Source organism: Ectopseudomonas toyotomiensis (genome assembly GCF_900115695.1).
GTDB lineage: Bacteria > Pseudomonadota > Gammaproteobacteria > Pseudomonadales > Pseudomonadaceae > Aquipseudomonas > Aquipseudomonas toyotomiensis.
This window is the reverse complement of the sequence record NZ_FOXK01000004.1, coordinates 83,205-102,099: the sequence shown is the minus strand read 5'-3', so window position 1 is coordinate 102,099 and position 18,895 is coordinate 83,205. Positions and strand designations below refer to the sequence as shown.

Genomic DNA, 18,895 nt, shown 5'->3' with positions numbered 1-18,895 from the left:
CATGAACACGCTTATCCAGACAGACCGTTTCGTTCTCAGCGAAACCGAGCGCTCGGCCATCGAGCACGAGATGCACCACTACGAAGACCCGCGCGCGGCCAGCATCGAAGCGCTGAAGATCGTGCAGAAAGCCCGCGGCTGGGTGCCGGACGGCGCCGCCGATGCCATCGGCGCGATCCTTGGCATTCCGGCCAGCGACGTCGAGGGCGTGGCCACCTTCTATAGCCAGATCTTCCGCCAGCCAGTCGGCCGTCACGTGATTCGCGTGTGCGACAGCATGACCTGCTACATCGGCGGCCATGAGTCGGTGGTCAGTGAGATGCAGAAGCAACTTGGCATCGGCCTTGGCCAGACCACCAGCGATGAGCGTTTCACCCTGCTGCCGGTGTGCTGCCTGGGCAACTGCGACAAGGCTCCGGCGCTGATGATCGACGACGACACCTTCGGCGATGTTCAACCTGACGGTGTCGCCAAGCTGCTGGAGGCCTACAAATGAAAACCCTGACCTCCATCGGCCCAGCCAACCGCATTACCCGCAGTGAAGAAACTCATCCGCTGACCTGGCGCCTGCGTGACGACGCCCAGCCGGTATGGCTGCAGGAATACCAGCAGAAGAACGGCTACGCGGCCGCACGCAAGGCACTGACCGAAATGGCCCAGGCCGACATCGTGCAGACCGTCAAGGAATCCGGCCTCAAGGGTCGCGGCGGTGCAGGCTTCCCCACGGGGGTGAAATGGGGCCTGATGCCAGCCGACGAATCCATGAACATCCGCTACCTGCTGTGCAATGCGGACGAAATGGAGCCCAACACCTGGAAAGACCGCATGCTGATGGAACAGCTGCCCCACCTGCTGGTGGAAGGCATGCTGATCTCCGCGCGCGCGCTCAAGGCTTATCGCGGCTACATCTTCCTGCGTGGCGAGTACGTCGACGCCGCGGCCAACCTCAACCGCGCCATCGAGGAAGCCAAGGCCGCCGGCCTGCTGGGCAAGAATATCTTCGGCTCAGGCTTCGATTTCGAGCTGTTCGTGCACACCGGCGCCGGCCGCTACATCTGCGGCGAGGAAACCGCGCTGATCAACTCGCTGGAAGGCCGCCGCGCCAACCCGCGCGCCAAGCCGCCCTTCCCCGCTGCTGTCGGCGTCTGGGGCAAGCCCACCTGCGTCAACAACGTCGAGACCCTATGCAACGTGCCGGCCATCGTCGGCCAGGGGGTGGACTGGTACAAGGGCCTCGCCCGTCCGGGCAGCGAAGACCACGGCACCAAGCTGATGGGCTTCTCCGGCAAGGTGAAGAACCCCGGCCTGTGGGAACTGCCGTTCGGCGTCACGGCGCGCGAGCTGTTCGAGGATTACGCCGGCGGCATGCGCGATGGCTACAAGCTCAAATGCTGGCAGCCCGGCGGCGCCGGCACCGGATTCCTGCTGCCCGAGCACCTCGAAGCGCAGATGTACGCCGGCGGTATCGCCAAGGTCGGCACGCGCATGGGCACCGGCCTGGCGCTGGCGGTGGACGACTCGATCAACATGGTCTCGCTGCTGCGCAACATGGAAGAGTTCTTCGCCCGCGAGTCCTGCGGCTGGTGCACGCCTTGCCGCGACGGCCTGCCCTGGAGCGTGAAGATCCTTCGTGCCCTGGAGCGTGGCGAAGGCACCCGCGAGGACATCGCCACCCTGCTCGGCCTGGTCAACTTCCTCGGTCCGGGCAAGACCTTCTGTGCTCACGCGCCGGGTGCCGTGGAGCCGTTGGGCAGCGCGATCAAGTATTTCCGTGAAGAGTTCGAGGCCGGTGTGGCCCAGGTGGCGACCACGCCCCGCATGCCGGCAAGTACGAGCTGAACAGACGAATTCCCTTAGCCAGCCGCTTTAATCAGCGGGTAAACGAAGACTCAAAGAAATGGCCACTATCCACGTAGACGGCAAAGATTTCGAAGTCGATGGTGCAGACAACCTCCTGCAGGCCTGCCTGTCCCTCGGACTCGATATCCCCTACTTCTGCTGGCACCCGGCGCTTGGCAGCGTCGGGGCGTGCCGGCAGTGCGCGGTCAAGCAGTACAACGACGAGAACGACACCCGTGGTCGTATCGTCATGTCCTGCATGACGCCTGCCACCGACAACACCTGGATCAGCATCGACGACGAGGAGTCCAAGGCGTTCCGCGCCAGCGTCGTCGAATGGCTGATGACCAACCACCCGCACGACTGCCCGGTGTGCGAGGAAGGCGGTCACTGCCACCTGCAGGACATGACGGTGATGACCGGGCACAACGCCCGTCGTTATCGCTTCACCAAGCGTACCCACCAAAACCAGGAACTCGGCCCCTTCATCGCCCACGAGATGAACCGCTGCATCGCCTGCTACCGCTGTGTGCGCTACTACAAGGATTACGCTGGCGGCACCGACCTCGGCGTCTACGGCGCGCACGACAACGTGTACTTCGGCCGTGTCGAGGACGGCACGCTGGAAAGCGAGTTCTCCGGCAATCTGGTCGAGGTCTGCCCGACAGGCGTATTCACCGACAAGACCCACTCCGAACGCTACAACCGCAAGTGGGACATGCAGTTCGCCCCGAGCATCTGCCACGGCTGCTCCAGCGGCTGCAACATCAGCCCCGGTGAACGCTACGGCGAGCTGCGCCGTATCGAGAACCGCTTCAACGGCTCGGTGAACCAGTACTTCCTATGCGACCGTGGCCGCTTCGGCTATGGCTATGTCAACAACGCGGATCGCCCACGTCAGCCGCTGCTGGCTGGCCAGGCCATCGGCATCGATGCCGCGCTGGACAAGGCCGCCGAGCTGCTCAAGGGCAAGCGCGTGATCGGCATTGGCTCGCCGCGTGCCAGCCTGGAATCCAACTTCGCCCTGCGCGAACTGGTGGGTGCCGACAACTACTACAGTGGTATCGCTGCGGGCGAGCTGGAGAACATCCGCCTGATCCGCGACATCCTGCAAAACGGCCCGCTGCCAACGCCGACCCTGCGCGATGTCGAGCTGCACGACGCCATCTTCGTCCTCGGCGAAGACCTGACCCAGACCGCCGCACGCATGGCCCTGGCCCTGCGCCAGGCGGTCAAGGGCAAGGCCACCGAGATCGCTGCCGGTGCGCGCATTCAGGACTGGCACATGGCCGCCGTGCAGAACGTTGCGCAGCATGCTCGTCACCCGCTGTTTATCGCCAGTGTCACGGAAACCCGCCTGGACGACGTGGCCGCCGAAAGTGTGCACGCTGCCCCTGCTGATCTGGCTCGCATCGGTTTCGCCGTGGCTCACGCCATCGACCCGAGCGCACCGGCGGTCGACGGCCTGGAAGCCGAGGCGCAAGCGCTGGTAAAGCGCATCGCCGACGCCCTGCTGGCAGCCCAACGCCCGCTGATCGTTTCCGGCGCCTCGCTTGGCGACAAAGCCCTGATCGAAGCCGCCGCCAATATCGCCAGCGCGCTGAAGAACCGTGAGAAGAATGGCTCGCTGAGCCTGGTGGTACCGGAAGCAAACAGCCTGGGCATGGCACTGCTGGGTGGCGAGTCCGTCGATGCCGCGCTCGATGCGCTGAGCAACGGCCAGGCCGATGCCGTGATCGTGCTGGAAAACGACCTGTACCGCCGCGCCGAGACCGCCAAGGTCGATGCCGCGCTCAGCGCCGCGCAGGTGGTGATCGTCGCCGATCACCAGCGTACCGCCACCAGCGAACGCGTCCACCTGCTGCTACCGGTGGCCTCCTTCGCCGAAGGCGACGGCACCCTGGTCAGCCTCGAAGGTCGCGCCCAACGCTTCTTCCAGGTTTATGAGCCGAGCTACTACGACGCCGGCATCCTGATCCGTGAAGGCTGGCGCTGGCTGCACGCGCTGCACAGCACCCTGCAAGGCAAGGCCTTGGACTGGACGCAGCTGGATCAGGTCACCGAGGCCTGCGCCGCCAGCAATCCGCTGTTGGCCGGCATCAAGGACGCCGCGCCGAGCGCCTCGTTCCGTATCAAGGGACTCAAGCTCGCCCGCGAGCCACACCGCTACAGTGGGCGCACCGCCATGCGCGCCAACATCAGCGTGCACGAGCCGCGTCAGCCGCAGGATCAGGACACTGCCTTCGCCTTCTCCATGGAAGGCTATGCCGGCAGCAAGGAAGACCGGCAGCAGATTCCCTTCGCCTGGTCGCCGGGCTGGAACTCGCCGCAGGCCTGGAACAAGTTCCAGGACGAGGTCGGCGGCCATCTACGCGCCGGCGACCCCGGCGTGCGCCTGCTCGAAGCCGCCGGTAACGCCCTGCCCTGGTTCGCCGTCAACGCTGCGTTCAACCCGGCAGCCGGCACCTGGCAGGTGGCGCCGCTGCACCACCTGTTCGGCAGCGAGGAAAACTCCGCGCGCGCCAAACCGATCCAGGAGCGCATGCCCGAGCCCTACGTGGCCCTGGCCCGCGAGGAAGCGGCTCGCCTGGGCGTGAACGACGGTGCGCTGCTGGCCGTGCGCATCAACGGCCAGGCGCTGCGCCTGCCGCTGCAGGTGCGTGATGACCTGGCCGTCGGTCTGGTCGGCCTGCCGGTTGGCTTGCCGGGCATTCCGGCAGCGGTCACAGGCGCCAGCGTGACCATGCTGCAGGAGGCCGCGCAATGAGCTGGTTGACGCCCGAACTAATCGAGATCGTCATCGCGGTACTCAAGGCCATCGTCATCTTGCTGGTGGTGGTGGTCTGCGGCGCGCTGCTGAGCTTCGTCGAGCGGCGTCTGCTCGGTTGGTGGCAGGATCGCTACGGCCCCAACCGTGTGGGGCCGTTCGGCATGTTCCAGATCGCCGCCGACATGATCAAGATGTTCTTCAAGGAGGACTGGACGCCGCCGTTCGCCGACAGGTTCATCTTCATCCTGGCACCGATGATCGCCTTCGCGGCGATGCTGATGGCCTTCGCCATCATCCCCATTACCCCGACCTGGGGCGTGGCGGATCTGAACATCGGCATCCTGTTCTTCTTCGCCATGGCGGGTTTGTCGGTCTATGCCGTGCTGTTCGCCGGCTGGTCGAGCAACAACAAGTTCGCCCTGCTCGGCAGCCTGCGCGCCTCGGCCCAGACCATCTCCTACGAGGTGTTCCTGGCCCTGGCGCTGATGGGCGTGGTGGCACAGGTCGGCTCGTTCAACATGCGCGACATCGTCGATTACCAGGCGCAGAACCTGTGGTTCATCATTCCGCAGTTCTTCGGCTTCTGTACCTTCTTCATCGCTGCCGTCGCGGTGACCCACCGTCACCCGTTCGACCAGCCGGAAGCCGAGCAGGAGCTGGCCGATGGTTACCACATCGAATACGCCGGGATGAAATGGGGCATGTTCTTCGTCGGCGAGTACGTCGCCATCGTCACCGTGTCGGCCTTGCTGGTAACGCTGTTCTTCGGTGGCTGGCACGGCCCGTTCGGCATCCTGCCGCAGATTCCGTTCTTCTGGTTCGCGCTGAAAACGGCCTTCTTCATCATGATCTTCATTCTGCTGCGCGCGTCCATCCCACGCCCGCGCTATGACCAGGTCATGGCCTTCAGCTGGAAGTTCTGCCTGCCGCTGACCCTGATCAACCTGCTGGTGACCGGCGCCGTCGTGCTGGCCACGGCCCAGTAAGAGGAGATTTACAAAGCAGCGAACGAAGGTCAGGCAAGGCGAAGTTCGCCGAAAAAGCGGAGTGTACGAGTAGTACATGAGCATTTTGAGGTGGACTTCAACGCAGCATGACCGAGTGCAGCAATTTGTAGATTTCCTCGTAGGAGAGATGAGAATGTTCAAATACATCTGGGACGTGCTGGTCGGTACCGGCACCCAACTGCGCAGCCTGGTCATGGTGTTCAGCCATGGCTTTCGCAAGCGCGACACCCTGCAATACCCGGAAGAGCCGGTCTACCTGCCGCCGCGCTACCGTGGCCGCATCGTCCTGACCCGCGACCCCGACGGCGAGGAACGCTGCGTAGCCTGCAACCTGTGCGCCGTGGCCTGCCCGGTGGGCTGCATCTCGCTGCAGAAGGCGGAAACCGACGACGGTCGTTGGTACCCAGAGTTCTTCCGCATCAACTTCTCGCGCTGCATCTTCTGCGGTCTGTGCGAGGAAGCCTGCCCGACCACCGCGATCCAGCTCACCCCGGATTTCGAGATGGGCGAGTTCAAGCGCCAGGATCTGGTGTACGAGAAGGAAGACCTGCTGATCAGCGGCCCCGGCAAGAACCCGGACTACAACTTCTACCGCGTTGCCGGTATGGCCATCGCCGGCAAGCCCAAGGGCGCCGCGCAGAACGAGGCCGAGCCGATCAACGTGAAGAGCCTGCTGCCTTAGGAGTTTCTGATGGAATTCGCGTTTTACTTCGCCGCCGGTGTGGCGGTGGCAGCAACGGTCGGGGTGGTCACCAACACCAACCCGGTGCATGCCCTGCTCTACCTCATCGTCTCGCTGCTAGCGGTGTCGATGGTGTTCTTTGCCCTCGGTGCGCCCTTTGCCGGCGCGCTGGAAATCATCGTCTATGCCGGCGCCATCATGGTGCTGTTCGTCTTCGTGGTGATGATGCTCAACCTTGGCCCGGCTGCCGCCGACCAGGAGCGCCGGTGGCTGACGCCTGGCATCTGGGTCGGCCCGGCGATTCTCAGCGCCCTGCTGCTCGGCCAGCTGCTCTATGTGCTGCTGAACCACGTCAGCGACGCTCATATCGGCCACACCACAGTGGAAGCCAAGGCCGTCGGTATCAGCCTGTTCGGCCCCTACCTGCTAGCCGTAGAGCTGGCCTCCATGCTGCTGCTCGCCGCACTGGTCGCTGCCTACCACCTGGGCCGCCATGACGCCAAGGAGCCCACCGTATGACCGGCATACCTCTGGAGCACGGCCTGGCCCTGGCCGGCGTGCTGTTCTGTATCGGCCTGGTCGGCCTGATGGTGCGGCGCAACATCCTGTTCATTCTGATGAGCCTGGAAGTGATGATGAACGCCGCTGCGCTGGCCTTCGTCGTCGCCGGCGCCCGCTGGGGCGCGGCTGACGGCCAGGTGATGTTCATTCTGGTGATTACCCTGGCAGCCGCTGAGGCCAGCATCGGCCTGGCGATCCTGCTGCAGCTGTATCGCCGCTTCAACACTCTGGATATCGACGCTGCCAGCGAGATGCGCGGATGAACCTTCTAGCCCTGACTCTATTCTTCCCGCTACTCGGCTGGCTGCTGCTGGCCTTCTCGCGCGGACGCCTCTCGGAAAACACCAGCGCGCTGATCGGCGTCGGCTCCATCGGCCTGGCGGCGGCCAGCGCCGCCTGGGTCATCGCGGCTTTCCTCGGCAACCCGCCGGCCGGCAGCGCCTACAGCCTGACCCTATGGCAGTGGATGAGCGTCGAAGGCCTGGCGCCGAGCTTCACCCTGCATCTGGACGGCCTGTCGGTGACCATGCTCGGCGTGGTCACCGGCGTGGGCTTCCTCATTCACCTGTTCGCCAGTTGGTACATGCGCGGCGAGGAAGGCTATTCGCGCTTCTTTGCCTACACCAATCTGTTCATCTTCAGCATGTTGCTGCTGGTTCTCGGCGACAACCTGCTGGTGCTGTTCTTCGGCTGGGAAGGCGTGGGCCTGTGCTCGTACCTCTTGATCGGCTTCTACTACAAGCACGTGCCCAACGGTAACGCGGCGCTCAAGGCGTTCATCGTCACCCGCGTCGGCGACGTGTTCCTGATGATCGGTATGTTCCTGCTGTTCATCAACCTCGGCACCCTGAACATTCAGGAGCTGATGGTGCTGGCACCGCAGCAATACGTGGCCGGTGACGCCTGGCTGTGGCTTGCCACGCTGATGCTGCTGGGCGGCGCGGTGGGCAAGTCCGCCCAGTTGCCGCTGCAGACCTGGCTGGCCGACGCCATGGCCGGCCCGACCCCGGTGTCGGCGCTGATCCACGCGGCGACCATGGTCACCGCTGGCGTCTACCTGATCGCCCGTACCCATGGCCTGTTCCTGCTGACCCCGGAGATTCTCGAACTGGTCGGCATCGTCGGTGGCGTGACCCTGGTACTGGCCGGTTTCGCCGCACTGGTGCAGACCGACATCAAGCGCATCCTCGCCTACTCGACCATGAGCCAGATCGGCTACATGTTCCTCGCCCTGGGCGTTGGTGCCTGGGATGCGGCGATCTTCCACCTGATGACCCACGCCTTCTTCAAGGCCCTGCTGTTCCTCGCCTCCGGTGCAGTGATTCACGCCTGCCACCACGAGCAGAACATCTTCAGGATGGGCGGCCTGTGGAGGAAGCTGCCGCTGGCCTACGCCAGCTTCGTCGTCGGTGGCGCGGCACTGGCTGCCCTGCCGCTGCTGACCGCTGGTTTCTACTCCAAGGACGAAATCCTCTGGGAAGCCTTCGCCAGCGGCCACAGCGAGCTGCTCTACGCCGGCCTGGTCGGTGCCTTCCTGACCTCGATCTACACCTTCCGCCTGACCTTCATCGCCTTCCACGGCGAGCCGAAGACCGAGGCGCACGCCGGTCATGGCATCGCCCACAACCTGCCGCTGATCGTGCTAATCGTGCTGTCCACTTTCATCGGTGCCTGGATCACCCCGCCGCTGGCCGGTGTGCTGCCGGAAAGCGCCGGCCATGCCGGTGGCGAGGCCAAGCACAGCCTGGAACTGCTGTCGGGGCTGATCGCCGTGAGCGGTATCGTCATCGCCGCCCTGCTCTTCCTCGGCCGGCGCCGCGTCGCCTCCACCGTGGCGCAGAGCGCACCGGGCCGCCTGCTGAGCGCCCTGTGGTTCGCCGCCTGGGGCTTCGACTGGCTCTACGACAAGCTGTTCGTGCGCCCTTACCTTGCGCTCTGCCATCTGCTGCGCCGCGACCCCATCGACCGCGGTATCGGCCTGATTCCACTGCTCGCACGCGGTGGCAACGCTACCTTGGTGCGCAGCGAGAACGGCCAGGTGCGCTGGTACGCCGCTTCGATCGCCGGGGGCGCCGTACTGGTGCTCGCCGCCATCCTCTTTCTGAGTTAAGGAAAACAGCCTGTCATGATTCTGCCCTGGCTAATCCTGATTCCCTTCATCGGCGGCCTGCTGTGCTGGCAAGGCGAGCGCTTCGGCCACGTCCTGCCGCGCTGGATCGCCCTGCTCACCATGGGCCTGCTGTTCGGCCTCGGCCTGTGGCTGTGGGCCAGCGGTGATTTCACCCTGGCACCCGCTCCTGGCGGCGGCCCGCGCTGGGCCCACGAGTTCGTCATCGACTGGATTCCGCGCCTGGGCATCACCATCCACTTGGCGATGGATGGCCTGTCGGTGCTGATGGTGGTGCTTACCGGTCTGCTCGGCGTGCTGTCGGTGCTGTGCTCGTGGAACGAGATCCAGAACCGTGTCGGTTTCTTCCACCTCAACCTGATGTGGATTCTCGGTGGCGTGGTCGGTGTGTTCCTCGCCGTCGATCTGTTCCTGTTCTTCTTCTTCTGGGAAATGATGCTGGTGCCGATGTATTTTCTCATCGCGCTGTGGGGTCACAGCGGCAGCGACGGCCGTACCCGCATCACCGCCGCCACCAAGTTCTTCATCTTCACCCAGGCCAGCGGTCTGATCATGCTGGTGTCGATCCTGGCCCTGGTGTTCGTGCACTTCAACCAGACCGGCGTGCTGACCTTCAACTACGCCGACCTGCTGAAGACCGAGCTGGCGCCGAGCACCGAGTACCTGCTGATGCTCGGTTTCTTCGTCGCCTTCGCGGTGAAATTCCCGGTGGTGCCGGTACACTCCTGGCTGCCGGACGCCCACGCCCAGGCGCCGACCGCAGGTTCCGTGGATCTGGCCGGCATCCTGCTGAAGACCGCCGCCTACGGCCTGCTGCGTTTCGCCCTGCCGCTGTTCCCCAACGCCTCGGCCGAGTTCGCACCGATCGCCCAGTGGCTCGGCGTGTTCGCCATCATCTATGGCGCCCTGCTGTCGTTCGCGCAGACCGACATCAAGCGCCTGGTGGCCTACTCCAGCGTCTCGCACATGGGCTTCGTGCTGATCGCCATCTACTCCGGCAGCCAGATCGCCCTGCAGGGCGCGGTGGTGCAGATGGTCGCCCACGGTCTGTCCGCCGCGGCGTTGTTCATCCTCTGCGGCCAGCTCTACGAGCGCGTGCATACCCGTGACCTGCGCCAGATGGGCGGCATCTGGGCGCGCATGCCGTGGCTGCCGGCCATCAGCCTGTTCTTCGCCGCTGCCGCGCTGGGCCTGCCGGGCACCGGCAACTTCGTCGGTGAATTCCTCATCCTGATCGGCAGCTTCCCCAGCGCGCCCTGGGTCGTGGTGCTGGCCGCCACCGGCCTGGTGCTCGGCTCGGTGTACGCCCTGGCGATGATCCACCGCGCCTACTTCGGCCCGGTGCAACAGGAGGCGCCGCTGCCGGGCCTTAAAGCCCGCGAGCTGGCCATGGTACTCGGCCTCGGCGTACTGCTGATTCTGCTTGGCGTTTACCCGCAACCGGTGCTCGACACCTCCGCTGCCAGCATGCATGGCGTGCAGCAGTGGATGGCTGGCGCCCTCGATCAACTCGCCTCGGGCCGGTAAGGGTAAGGATTAGAGACTCATGGAACATCACGCTGTCGAATTTACCCTGCAACACCTGATCGCCCTGCTGCCGCTACTGGTGACCAGCCTCACCGCCGTGGTGGTGATGCTGGCCATCGCCGCCAAGCGCAATCACGCCCTGACCTTCATCCTCTCGGTGGTGGGCCTGAACCTGGCGCTGCTGTCGTTGATTCCGGCACTGGAAGTGACGCCGCTGGAAGTCACCCCGCTGCTGCTGATCGACACCTTCGCGTGCTACTACATGGCGCTGGTGCTGGCCGCCAGCCTGGCCTGCGTCACGCTGATACATGCCTACCTGGGCGGTGCATCGGGCAAGGGCTACCCGGGCAACCGCGAGGAGCTGTACCTGCTGGTGCTGCTCTCCGCCGCGGGCGGCCTGGTGCTGGTCAGCGCCCAGCATCTGGCAGGCCTGTTCATCGGTCTGGAACTGCTGTCGGTGCCGACCTACGGCATGATCGCCTATGCCTTCTTCAACAAGCGCTCGCTGGAGGCCGGCATCAAGTACATGGTGCTGTCGGCGGCAGGCAGCGCCTTCCTGTTGTTCGGCATGGCATTGTTGTATGCCGAATCCGGCAACCTGGCCTTCGCCGATATCGGCGTCAGCCTGGCGCGCGAGAGCAGTCAACTGGTGCAGATCGGCATCGGCATGATGCTGATCGGTCTGGCCTTCAAGCTGTCGCTGGTACCCTTCCATCTGTGGACGCCGGACGTCTACGAAGGTGCCCCTGCGCCAGTCGCAGCCTTCCTGGCCACTGCCAGCAAGGTGGCGGTATTCGCCGTGCTGCTGCGCCTGTACCAGATATCTCCGGCCATGAGCGGCGGCTGGTTGAGCGACCTGCTGACCCTGATCGCCATTGCCTCGATCCTGTTCGGCAACCTGCTGGCACTGCTGCAGAACAACCTCAAACGCCTGCTCGGTTACTCGTCGATCGCCCACTTCGGTTACCTGCTGGTGGCGCTGATCGCCAGCAAGGGCCTGGCGGTGGAAGCCGTGGGCGTGTACCTGGCCACCTACGTGCTGACCAGCCTGGGTGCGTTCGGTGTGATCACCCTGATGTCCACGCCCTACAGCGGCCGCGATGCCGACGCGCTATACGAATACCGTGGCCTGTTCTGGCGCCGCCCGTACCTGACCGCTGTGCTCACCGTGATGATGCTGTCGCTGGCCGGCATTCCGCTGACCGCAGGTTTCATCGGCAAGTTCTACGTGATCGCCGCCGGTGTCGAAGCGCAACTGTGGTGGCTGCTCGGCGCCATGGTGCTGGGCAGTGCCATCGGCGTGTTCTATTACCTGCGGGTGATGGTCACGCTATTCATGCGCGAACCCAACATGCATCGCCACGATGCACCCTTCGACTGGGGCCAGCGTGCCGGCGGCATCATGCTGCTGGTGGTCGCCCTGCTCGCCTTCATCATCGGCGTGTACCCGCAGCCACTGCTGGAGCTGGTCCAGCACGCCGGACTGCTTGCCCTGGCGCAGTAAACGAACAGCCGCCGCAGATGCGGGGGCTTTCTTTTAAGCATCGCGGCTAAAGCCTCTCCCACAGTCTTCACTGCGATCTGTGGGAGGGGCTTTAGCCGCGAGCTTGTTGCGCTATCGGCGAGCCACCAGAAACAGACGCGGAAACGGCAGCAACACCCGACCATCGGCCTGCGCCGGATAGGCTTCAGCAATCGCCGCCTGATAACGCTCGAGGAAAGCTGCCTGCTGCTCGGCCTCCAGTGGCTGCAGGAACGGCAGCAACGCCGTTGACTTGAACCACTCCACCACCGCCGCGGCATTGTCCAGCACATGGAAGTAGGTGGTGCGCCAGATATCCAGCTCGCTGGCATGGGCGCCGAGGATGTCGTAATAGGCCTGCGCGCTGTGTCGCTCGGCATGGCGCACCTCGCCGATTTGTGCAGCCCAGGGCCCGTCGGCAGCCACCTCGCGGGCCAGACGGTGTGCCGGCTCCTGCAGGTTGTCCGGCGTCTGGATCGCCAACCAGCCACCGGGCGCCAACTGCGCCAGCAATCTCGGGTAGAGCTGCGCGTGATCCGGCAACCACTGCAGCGAGGCGTTGGCCAGGATCAACTGCGGTGCGCGCTCGGCCTGCCAATGCTGGATATCCGCCAACTGGAAGGTCACCTGCGGCAGGCGTTCGCGCGCCGCGCGCAGCATGTCGTCACTGCTGTCGATACCCACCACCCGCGCCTGTGGCGCATGAGCCTGCAATACGGCAGTGGAATTACCGGGGCCGCAGCCCAGGTCGACCGCCAGCTCGGCATCATCGCGCGGCACCGCCGCCAGCAGATCATGCACGGGGCGGGTACGCTGACGTTCAAACAGGGAATACTGCTGGGCGGACCAACTCATCGCATCACTCCTCGATTTCAATCGCGGGCCACAGGATAACAGGCTGACCGCCCCCCAAGGCTTTCGCTGAAACCGGCAAGTTTCCGCTCTCGTCTGACACATGCATGGCGGATATCCGCCACCCAATGTGCGACACGTCACAGCCCTTTTCACACGCCAGGCAGGTTGGCGGAATTTCGCCACAATGGCATAAGCCTTGCGATGGTAAGTCGCCAGCTTCGTTCATCCGCAACAGCTACCAGCGGCTGAGCGACCGCCAAAGTGACCAACACGACGTAGCCGAAAAGGCTCCGCAACCTGATAAGAAGAAAAGGAAGCAGTATGTTCAATACAGTTCGCGTCATGGCCATCTGCGCCATGGCGTTCGCCTCTCTCAGCGCAACCAGCGCGCTGGCCGATGAACCTATCCTGATCAAGTTCTCCCATGTCGTGGCCGATGCCACTCCCAAGGGCCAGGGCGCACTGCTGTTCAAGCAACTGGTCGAGGAACGTCTGGCCGGCAAGGTGAAGGTCGAGGTCTACCCGAACTCCAGCCTCTTTGGCGACGCCAATGAGCTGGAAGCCCTGCGTAACAACGATGTTCAGTTGCTGGCACCGTCTCTTGCAAAGTTCGAGCAGTACACCAAGCAACTGCAGGTGTTCGACCTGCCGTTCCTGTTCGATGACCTGGATGCGGTCAACCGCTTCCAGAAACGCGCCAAGGGCCGCCAGTTGTTGCGCTCGATGGAAGACCACAACATCGTTGGTCTGGCTTACTGGCATAACGGCATGAAGCAACTTTCCGCTACCCGCGCGCTGAACATGCCTGGAGATGCCAACGGTCTGAGCTTCCGCATTCAGCCATCGGCGGTACTGGAGGCACAATTCGGCCAGGTGGGCGCAAATAGTCAGAAACTGCCGTTCTCGGAAGTCTTCAAAGCACTACAGAGTGGCCAGGTACAGGGAGCGGAAAACCCCTGGTCGAACATCTATAGCCAAAAGCTGCATGAAGTGCAGCCCTTCATCAGCGAAACCAACCATGGCGTGCTGGACTACATGCTGGTGAGCAATTCGCGCTTCTGGTACGGCATCCCGCATCAGATCCGGATGGAGCTGGAAGCCATCATCGATGAGGTCACCTACGTGGTGAACAAACAGGCCGAGGCCGCCAACCAGGCCGACCGCCAGCGCATCGTGGATTCTGGCCGCAGTCAGGTCATCAACCTGACCGCCGAGCAGCGCCAGGCCTGGCGCGATGCGATGCGTCCGGTATGGGAACAGTTCCAAGGGCAGATTGGCAGTGACGTGATCAAGGCGGCACAGACGGTGAACCGCAAGCATCGCGAATGACCCACAGCCGGCGTGGCGGTTTTCCGCCATGCCGGCTGTTTACTTACCTCACCTACTGGGGCGCCTGCTGCAGTCGTTCCACCTGCCAGCCACCGCCGAGAGCAGCGATCAGCTGCACACTGGCAGTCAGTCGGCTACCCAGTAGCGTGAGATTGGTGCGTTCGTTGTTCAGCGCGGTGGCCTGTACGGTAACCACGCTGTTGTAGTCGACGGTACCAGCGCGGTACTGGTTCTCGATCAAACGCAGCGACTCGCGCGCCGCATCCAGCGCCTCCTGCTGCACCCCGCTCTCCTGCTCCAGCACGCGCAACTGCACCAGGTAATCCTCCACTTCACGAAAGCTGTCCAGCACGGCCTGGCGGTATTGCGCCACGGTCTGGTCATAGACGGCTTCGCTACGTTCCAGCTCCGCACGCCGCGCGCCGCCGTCGAACAGGGTCAGTGCCAGTTGCGGGCCGAGCGACCAGAAGCGATTGGGTACCTCGATCCAGTCGGCGAAGCTGCTGCCGCGATAGCCACCGGTCGCCGAAATGCTCAGGTCCGGGAACCAGGCCGCTTCCGCCACGCCGATTTGCGCATTGGCTGCCATCACCCGGCGCTCGGCCGCGGCGACGTCAGGGCGACGTTCGAGTAACTGCGACGGCAGCGCCACAGGTACCTCGGGCAGCGCTGGCAGGCTCTCGCGCGGTGCGATGGACAGCTCGGCTGGGCTGACGCCGACCAGCACGGCAATGGCATGTTCGAGCTGCGCGCGCTGCCACTCGAGATCGATTGCCTGCGCCTGCGTGCTCTTGAGCTGAGTGGTGGCCTGGGTCACGTCGGACTTGGGCACGATGCCGGCTCGATACTGGTTCTCGGTCAGGCGCAGCGAGCGCGCGTAAGCGGCCACTGTCGCGTCGAGCAGGCGCTTCTGTTCGTCGAGGATGCGCAGTTGCAGGTAGTTCTGCACCAGTTCGCTCTGCAGGCTCAGGCGCGCAGCGGCAAGATCGGCGGCGCTGGCCTCGAATTCGGCGCGGCTGGCCTCCAGGCCCCGGCGCAGCTTGCCCCAGAGATCCAGCTCCCAGGCTGCATTGAGGCTGAGGTCATAACTCTTGGAAATGCTTGACGCTCCGGAACCGCTGACGGTGACGCCATCGGCGGTACGAATGGTGCTGTCACCACCACCCTGCCCGGCCCGAGTCACCCCGGCGCTGCCGGACAGCGTTGGATAGAAGCTGGCCCGTGCACCGCGCACCAATGCTCTTGCCTGGCGGTACTGGGCCTCGGCAGCGGCCAGGTTCTGGTTGGACAGCTGCAGGCGCTCGGCCAGTGCATCCAGCTCGGCGTCGCCGTACAGCGCCCACCAGTTGCCACGCTCCAGAACATCTGCCGGCGCGGCGGCCTTCCAGCCCTCGACCTGTTTGAACTGTGCAGGTGCCGCCAGTTCGGGGCGCTGATAGTCAGGCCCCAGGGCGCAGCCGCCCAGCACGCCGGCCAGCAGCAAGGAGACAAGAGTACGGGCGAAAGGAGCTCGATTCATAACGGATTTTCCAACGAAGCATCGGTGCGCACGCCACGCCAGCGGTTGACGCGATGGCGCAGGCGGTCGAAGTAGAGGTAGACCACCGGAGTTGTGTAGAGGGTAAGCATCTGGCTCAGCACCAGACCACCGACGATGGTGATACCCAGCGGCTGACGCATCTCCGAACCTTCGGCACTGCCCAGCACCAGCGGCAAGGCGCCAAGAATCGCAGCCAGGGTGGTCATCATGATCGGCCGGAAACGCAGCAGACAGGCCTGACGAATCGACTCCTGCGGGCTGAGGCGTTCGCCCCGCTCCAGTTGCAGGGCCAGATCGACCATCAGGATGGCGTTCTTCTTGACGATACCGATCAGCAGGAACAGACCCAGCAAGGAGATCAGGCTGAACTCCATGCCTACCAGTTGCAGCGCGAGCAAGGCGCCAACGCCGGCCGACGGCAAGGTCGAGAGGATGGTCAGCGGATGCACATAGCTCTCGTAGAGCACGCCCAACACGATATACACCACCACCAGTGCCAGCAGGATCATCAGCGGCTGATTGCCCTGGGTCTGCTGGAAGGCCGCGCCAGTACCGCCCAGCATGCCCTGAACTTCGGTGGGCAGGCCGACCCGCGCCACGGCATTGTCGATGGCGCGGCTGGCCTGATCCAGGCTGACCCCTTCGGCCAGGGAAAAGCCGATGTTCTCGGCGGCGAACTGGCCCTGGTGGTTGACCCGGTCCTCTTCCAGGCTGCGCTCCCAACGGGCGAAGGTGGACAGCGGCACTCGTGCGCCATCGGCGGTAATCAGCTGAATCTGGTCCAGTGCCTCGGGATGCTGGGCGTAACGCGGGTTGATCTCCATCACCACGCTGTACTGGTTCAGCGCCTCGTAGATGGTGGAAACCTGACGCTGACTGAAGGCGTTGTTGAGCACTGCGGTGATCATGCTCATCTCAACGCCAAGGCGCTGCGCAGCCTCGCGGTCGACGACCAGGCGAATCTGCTGGGCGCCCTCGTTCTCGTTCGCGTCGATATCGGTCAGTTCGGGCAGCGCGCGCAGCGCCTCACGCACCTTCGGCAGCCACTCACGCAGGGCATCGAGATCACCCGAAAGCAGCATGTACTCGTTCTCCGAGCTACGCCCTTCGCGCCCACCAATCTGCAGATCCTGATCCGGCATGAGGAACATGCGCCCACCAGGCACCTTCGGCACAGTGGCACGCAGGCGATTGATGACCTGCTGCGACGACACGCCACGCTCATTCACCGGCTTTAGCCGCACGATCATGAAGGCGTTGTTGATCCCCCCCGAGCCACCGATAAAGCCGGCCACACTGTCCACTGCAGGATCGGCCAATACGGCATTGCGGAAGATCTCCATCTTTGGCTGCATGACCTGGAATGACAGTCCATCATCACCGCGGATAAAACCGATCAGTTGGCCAGTATCCTGCTGCGGCATGAAGGTCTTGGGGATGCTGACGAACAGGTAGACGTTCAGCGCGATGGTGGCCAGCAGGCTGATCACCATCAGCAACGAATGGCGCAGCGCCCAGTCCAACGAACGCCCGTAGACGACCAGAACCCGTGCCTGCAGGCGGTCGCCCCACTGCTGCAGGTGACTGCGCGACTGCTCGTCCTCGGCCTTCAGCCAGCGCGCGCAAAGCATCGGCGTCAAGGTCAACGATACCAGCAGGGAAATCACCACCGCCACGGCCAGGGTGATAGAGAACTCGCGAAACAGCCGCTCGACGATACCGCCCATGAACAGGATGGAGATGAATACCGCCACCAGCGACAGGTTCATCGACAGCAAGGTAAAGCCCACCTCGCGCGTGCCTTTGAACGCCGCCGCCATCGGCTTCTCGCCGTTATGGATGTGTCGGGCGATGTTCTCCAGCACCACGATGGCATCGTCCACCACCAGCCCGGTGGCGATGATCAGCGCCATCAGCGACAGGTTGTTCAGCGAGAACCCCAGCAAGTACATGGCGGCGAAACTGCCGATCAGCGACACCGGCACCGCCAGTGCCGGAATCAGCGCTGCGCGCCAACGCCCGAGAAACGCCAGCACCACCAGGATCACCAGGCCCACGGCGATCAGCAGGGTCTGCTCGGCCTCGTGCAGGGTGGCGCGGATTACCGGCGAGCGATCCATCGCCACTTCCAGCTCGACGCTGGCTGGAATCACCTCGCGTAGCGCCGGCAGCTCGGCGCGGATGTCGCTGATGGTCTGCAGTATATTCGCCCCGCTCTGCCGATTGATCACCAGCAGCACCGCTTCCTTGTCGTTGTAGAAGCCGCTGTTGTAGCGGTCTTCGACGCCATCGGTGACCGTGGCTACGTCGCCCAGGCGCACGGCGGCGCCGTCCTGGTAGCGGATGATCATCGGCAGGTAATCGGCGGCCTTGGCCAACTGGTCGCTGGCCTGCACCTGCCAGCGGCGCTGCTCGTCCTCGACCGCGCCCTTGGGCCGCAGGGCATTGCTAGCAGCGATGGTCTGGCGCACTTCGTCCAGCGCAATGCCATAGTGATCGAGCAGGCGCGGCTCGAGGGAAACCCGTACCGCCGGCAGCGAACTACCCCCGACCTGCACCTCACCCACGCCACCAACCTGGGCCAGTTTCTGCGCCAGAATGGTCGAGGCCACGTCGTACAGCTGGCCCTTGTTCAGCGTGGCACTGGTCAGCGACAGCACCATGATCGGTGCCTGCGAGGGATTGATCTTGCGGTAGCTGGGCATGGTGCGCATGCCGCTGGGCAGCAGTTCGCGCGCCGCATTGATCGCTGCCTGCACCTCACGCGCGGCGGTGTTGATGTCCTTGTCCAGGTCGAACTGGATCATGATCCGCGTGCTGCCCTGGCTGCTGCGGCTGTTCATCTGGCTGACCCCGGCGATCGAGCCGAGCGAGCGCTCCAGCGGCGTGGCCACGGTCGAGGCCATGATCTGCGGGCTGGCACCAGGCAGGTTGGCCTGCACGGTGATGGTGGGGAAATCCATCTGTGGCAGCGGCGCCACCGGCAGCAGGCCAAAGCTGACGCCACCGAGCAGCATGATCGCCAGGCTCAGCAGCAGGGTCGCCACCGGGCGGCGGATAAAGGGGGCGGAGAGGTTCATGCGCGATTGGCCCCAAGGCTTCGCCAGTCCTGTAGGAGCGGCTGGGCGGCATTCC

14 protein-coding genes are annotated in these 18,895 nt (G+C 64.2%); 11 read left to right on the top strand and 3 right to left on the bottom strand.

What is annotated here, in order from left to right; translation table 11 throughout:
• Position 1: 1 nt before the first annotated feature.
• The 10 genes from nuoE to nuoN all read left to right on the top strand — a co-directional run bounded on the left by nuoE (position 2) and on the right by nuoN (position 12,018).
• Positions 2 to 496 (top strand): NADH-quinone oxidoreductase subunit NuoE, encoded by a 495-nt coding sequence (nuoE, locus tag BM186_RS09260; protein WP_074914856.1) that lies wholly within the window; start codon positions 2 to 4, stop codon positions 494 to 496.
• Positions 493 to 1,839: an NADH-quinone oxidoreductase subunit NuoF gene (nuoF, locus tag BM186_RS09255; protein WP_074914854.1), complete on the top strand. Its 1,347-nt coding sequence runs from the start codon at positions 493 to 495 to the stop codon at positions 1,837 to 1,839. The genes nuoE and nuoF overlap by 4 nt, the downstream gene beginning before the upstream one ends.
• 58 nt (positions 1,840 to 1,897) lie before the next feature.
• Entirely contained in the window at positions 1,898 to 4,606 is a 2,709-nt protein-coding gene (gene nuoG, locus BM186_RS09250) for an NADH-quinone oxidoreductase subunit NuoG (protein WP_074914852.1), read from the top strand.
• Positions 4,603 to 5,595 carry an NADH-quinone oxidoreductase subunit NuoH gene (nuoH, locus tag BM186_RS09245; protein ID WP_072424102.1) on the top strand — a complete coding sequence of 331 codons (993 nt, stop codon included), beginning with the start codon at positions 4,603 to 4,605 and terminating at the stop codon, positions 5,593 to 5,595. Before nuoG ends, nuoH begins: the two co-directional genes overlap by 4 nt.
• Positions 5,596 to 5,749: 154 nt before the next feature.
• Positions 5,750 to 6,298, top strand: coding sequence for an NADH-quinone oxidoreductase subunit NuoI (gene nuoI / locus BM186_RS09240; RefSeq protein ID WP_041979355.1), 549 nt, complete (start codon positions 5,750 to 5,752; stop codon positions 6,296 to 6,298).
• A 9-nt stretch (positions 6,299 to 6,307) separates the two neighbouring features.
• A complete protein-coding gene (gene nuoJ / locus BM186_RS09235; protein WP_072424103.1) occupies positions 6,308 to 6,817 on the top strand; it encodes an NADH-quinone oxidoreductase subunit J in 510 nt (169 codons plus the stop codon).
• Positions 6,814 to 7,122, top strand: coding sequence for an NADH-quinone oxidoreductase subunit NuoK (gene nuoK, locus BM186_RS09230; RefSeq protein WP_003460477.1), 309 nt, complete (start codon positions 6,814 to 6,816; stop codon positions 7,120 to 7,122). Before nuoJ ends, nuoK begins: the two co-directional genes overlap by 4 nt.
• The gene (nuoL, locus tag BM186_RS09225; RefSeq protein WP_074914850.1) at positions 7,119 to 8,969 is read left to right on the top strand and encodes an NADH-quinone oxidoreductase subunit L; all 1,851 of its coding nucleotides are present in this window, start codon (positions 7,119 to 7,121) and stop codon (positions 8,967 to 8,969) included. Before nuoK ends, nuoL begins: the two co-directional genes overlap by 4 nt.
• A gap of 15 nt (positions 8,970 to 8,984) precedes the next feature.
• Entirely contained in the window at positions 8,985 to 10,514 is a 1,530-nt protein-coding gene (gene nuoM, locus BM186_RS09220) for an NADH-quinone oxidoreductase subunit M (RefSeq protein WP_074914848.1), read from the top strand.
• Between the two features lie 19 nt (positions 10,515 to 10,533).
• Positions 10,534 to 12,018, top strand: a complete 1,485-nt coding sequence (gene nuoN, locus BM186_RS09215; protein ID WP_072424106.1) for an NADH-quinone oxidoreductase subunit NuoN — start codon at positions 10,534 to 10,536, stop codon at positions 12,016 to 12,018.
• A 111-nt stretch (positions 12,019 to 12,129) separates the two neighbouring features.
• Here nuoN and tam read toward each other — a convergent pair whose 3' ends face one another.
• On the bottom strand, positions 12,130 to 12,891 hold the full coding sequence (tam, locus tag BM186_RS09210) for a trans-aconitate 2-methyltransferase (protein ID WP_074914846.1): 762 nt from the start codon (positions 12,889 to 12,891) through the stop codon (positions 12,130 to 12,132).
• Between the two features lie 321 nt (positions 12,892 to 13,212).
• Here tam and BM186_RS09205 point away from each other — a divergent pair, with 321 nt between their 5' ends.
• Complete coding sequence (locus BM186_RS09205; RefSeq protein ID WP_072424108.1) at positions 13,213 to 14,220, top strand: TRAP transporter substrate-binding protein; 1,008 nt, start codon at positions 13,213 to 13,215, stop codon at positions 14,218 to 14,220.
• A gap of 52 nt (positions 14,221 to 14,272) precedes the next feature.
• Here BM186_RS09205 and BM186_RS09200 read toward each other — a convergent pair whose 3' ends face one another.
• Entirely contained in the window at positions 14,273 to 15,739 is a 1,467-nt protein-coding gene (locus BM186_RS09200; protein ID WP_072424109.1) for an efflux transporter outer membrane subunit, read from the bottom strand.
• Positions 15,736 to 18,840, bottom strand: coding sequence for a multidrug efflux RND transporter permease subunit (locus BM186_RS09195; protein ID WP_074914843.1), 3,105 nt, complete (start codon positions 18,838 to 18,840; stop codon positions 15,736 to 15,738). Before BM186_RS09195 ends, BM186_RS09200 begins: the two co-directional genes overlap by 4 nt.
• Positions 18,841 to 18,895: the final 55 nt, after the last annotated feature.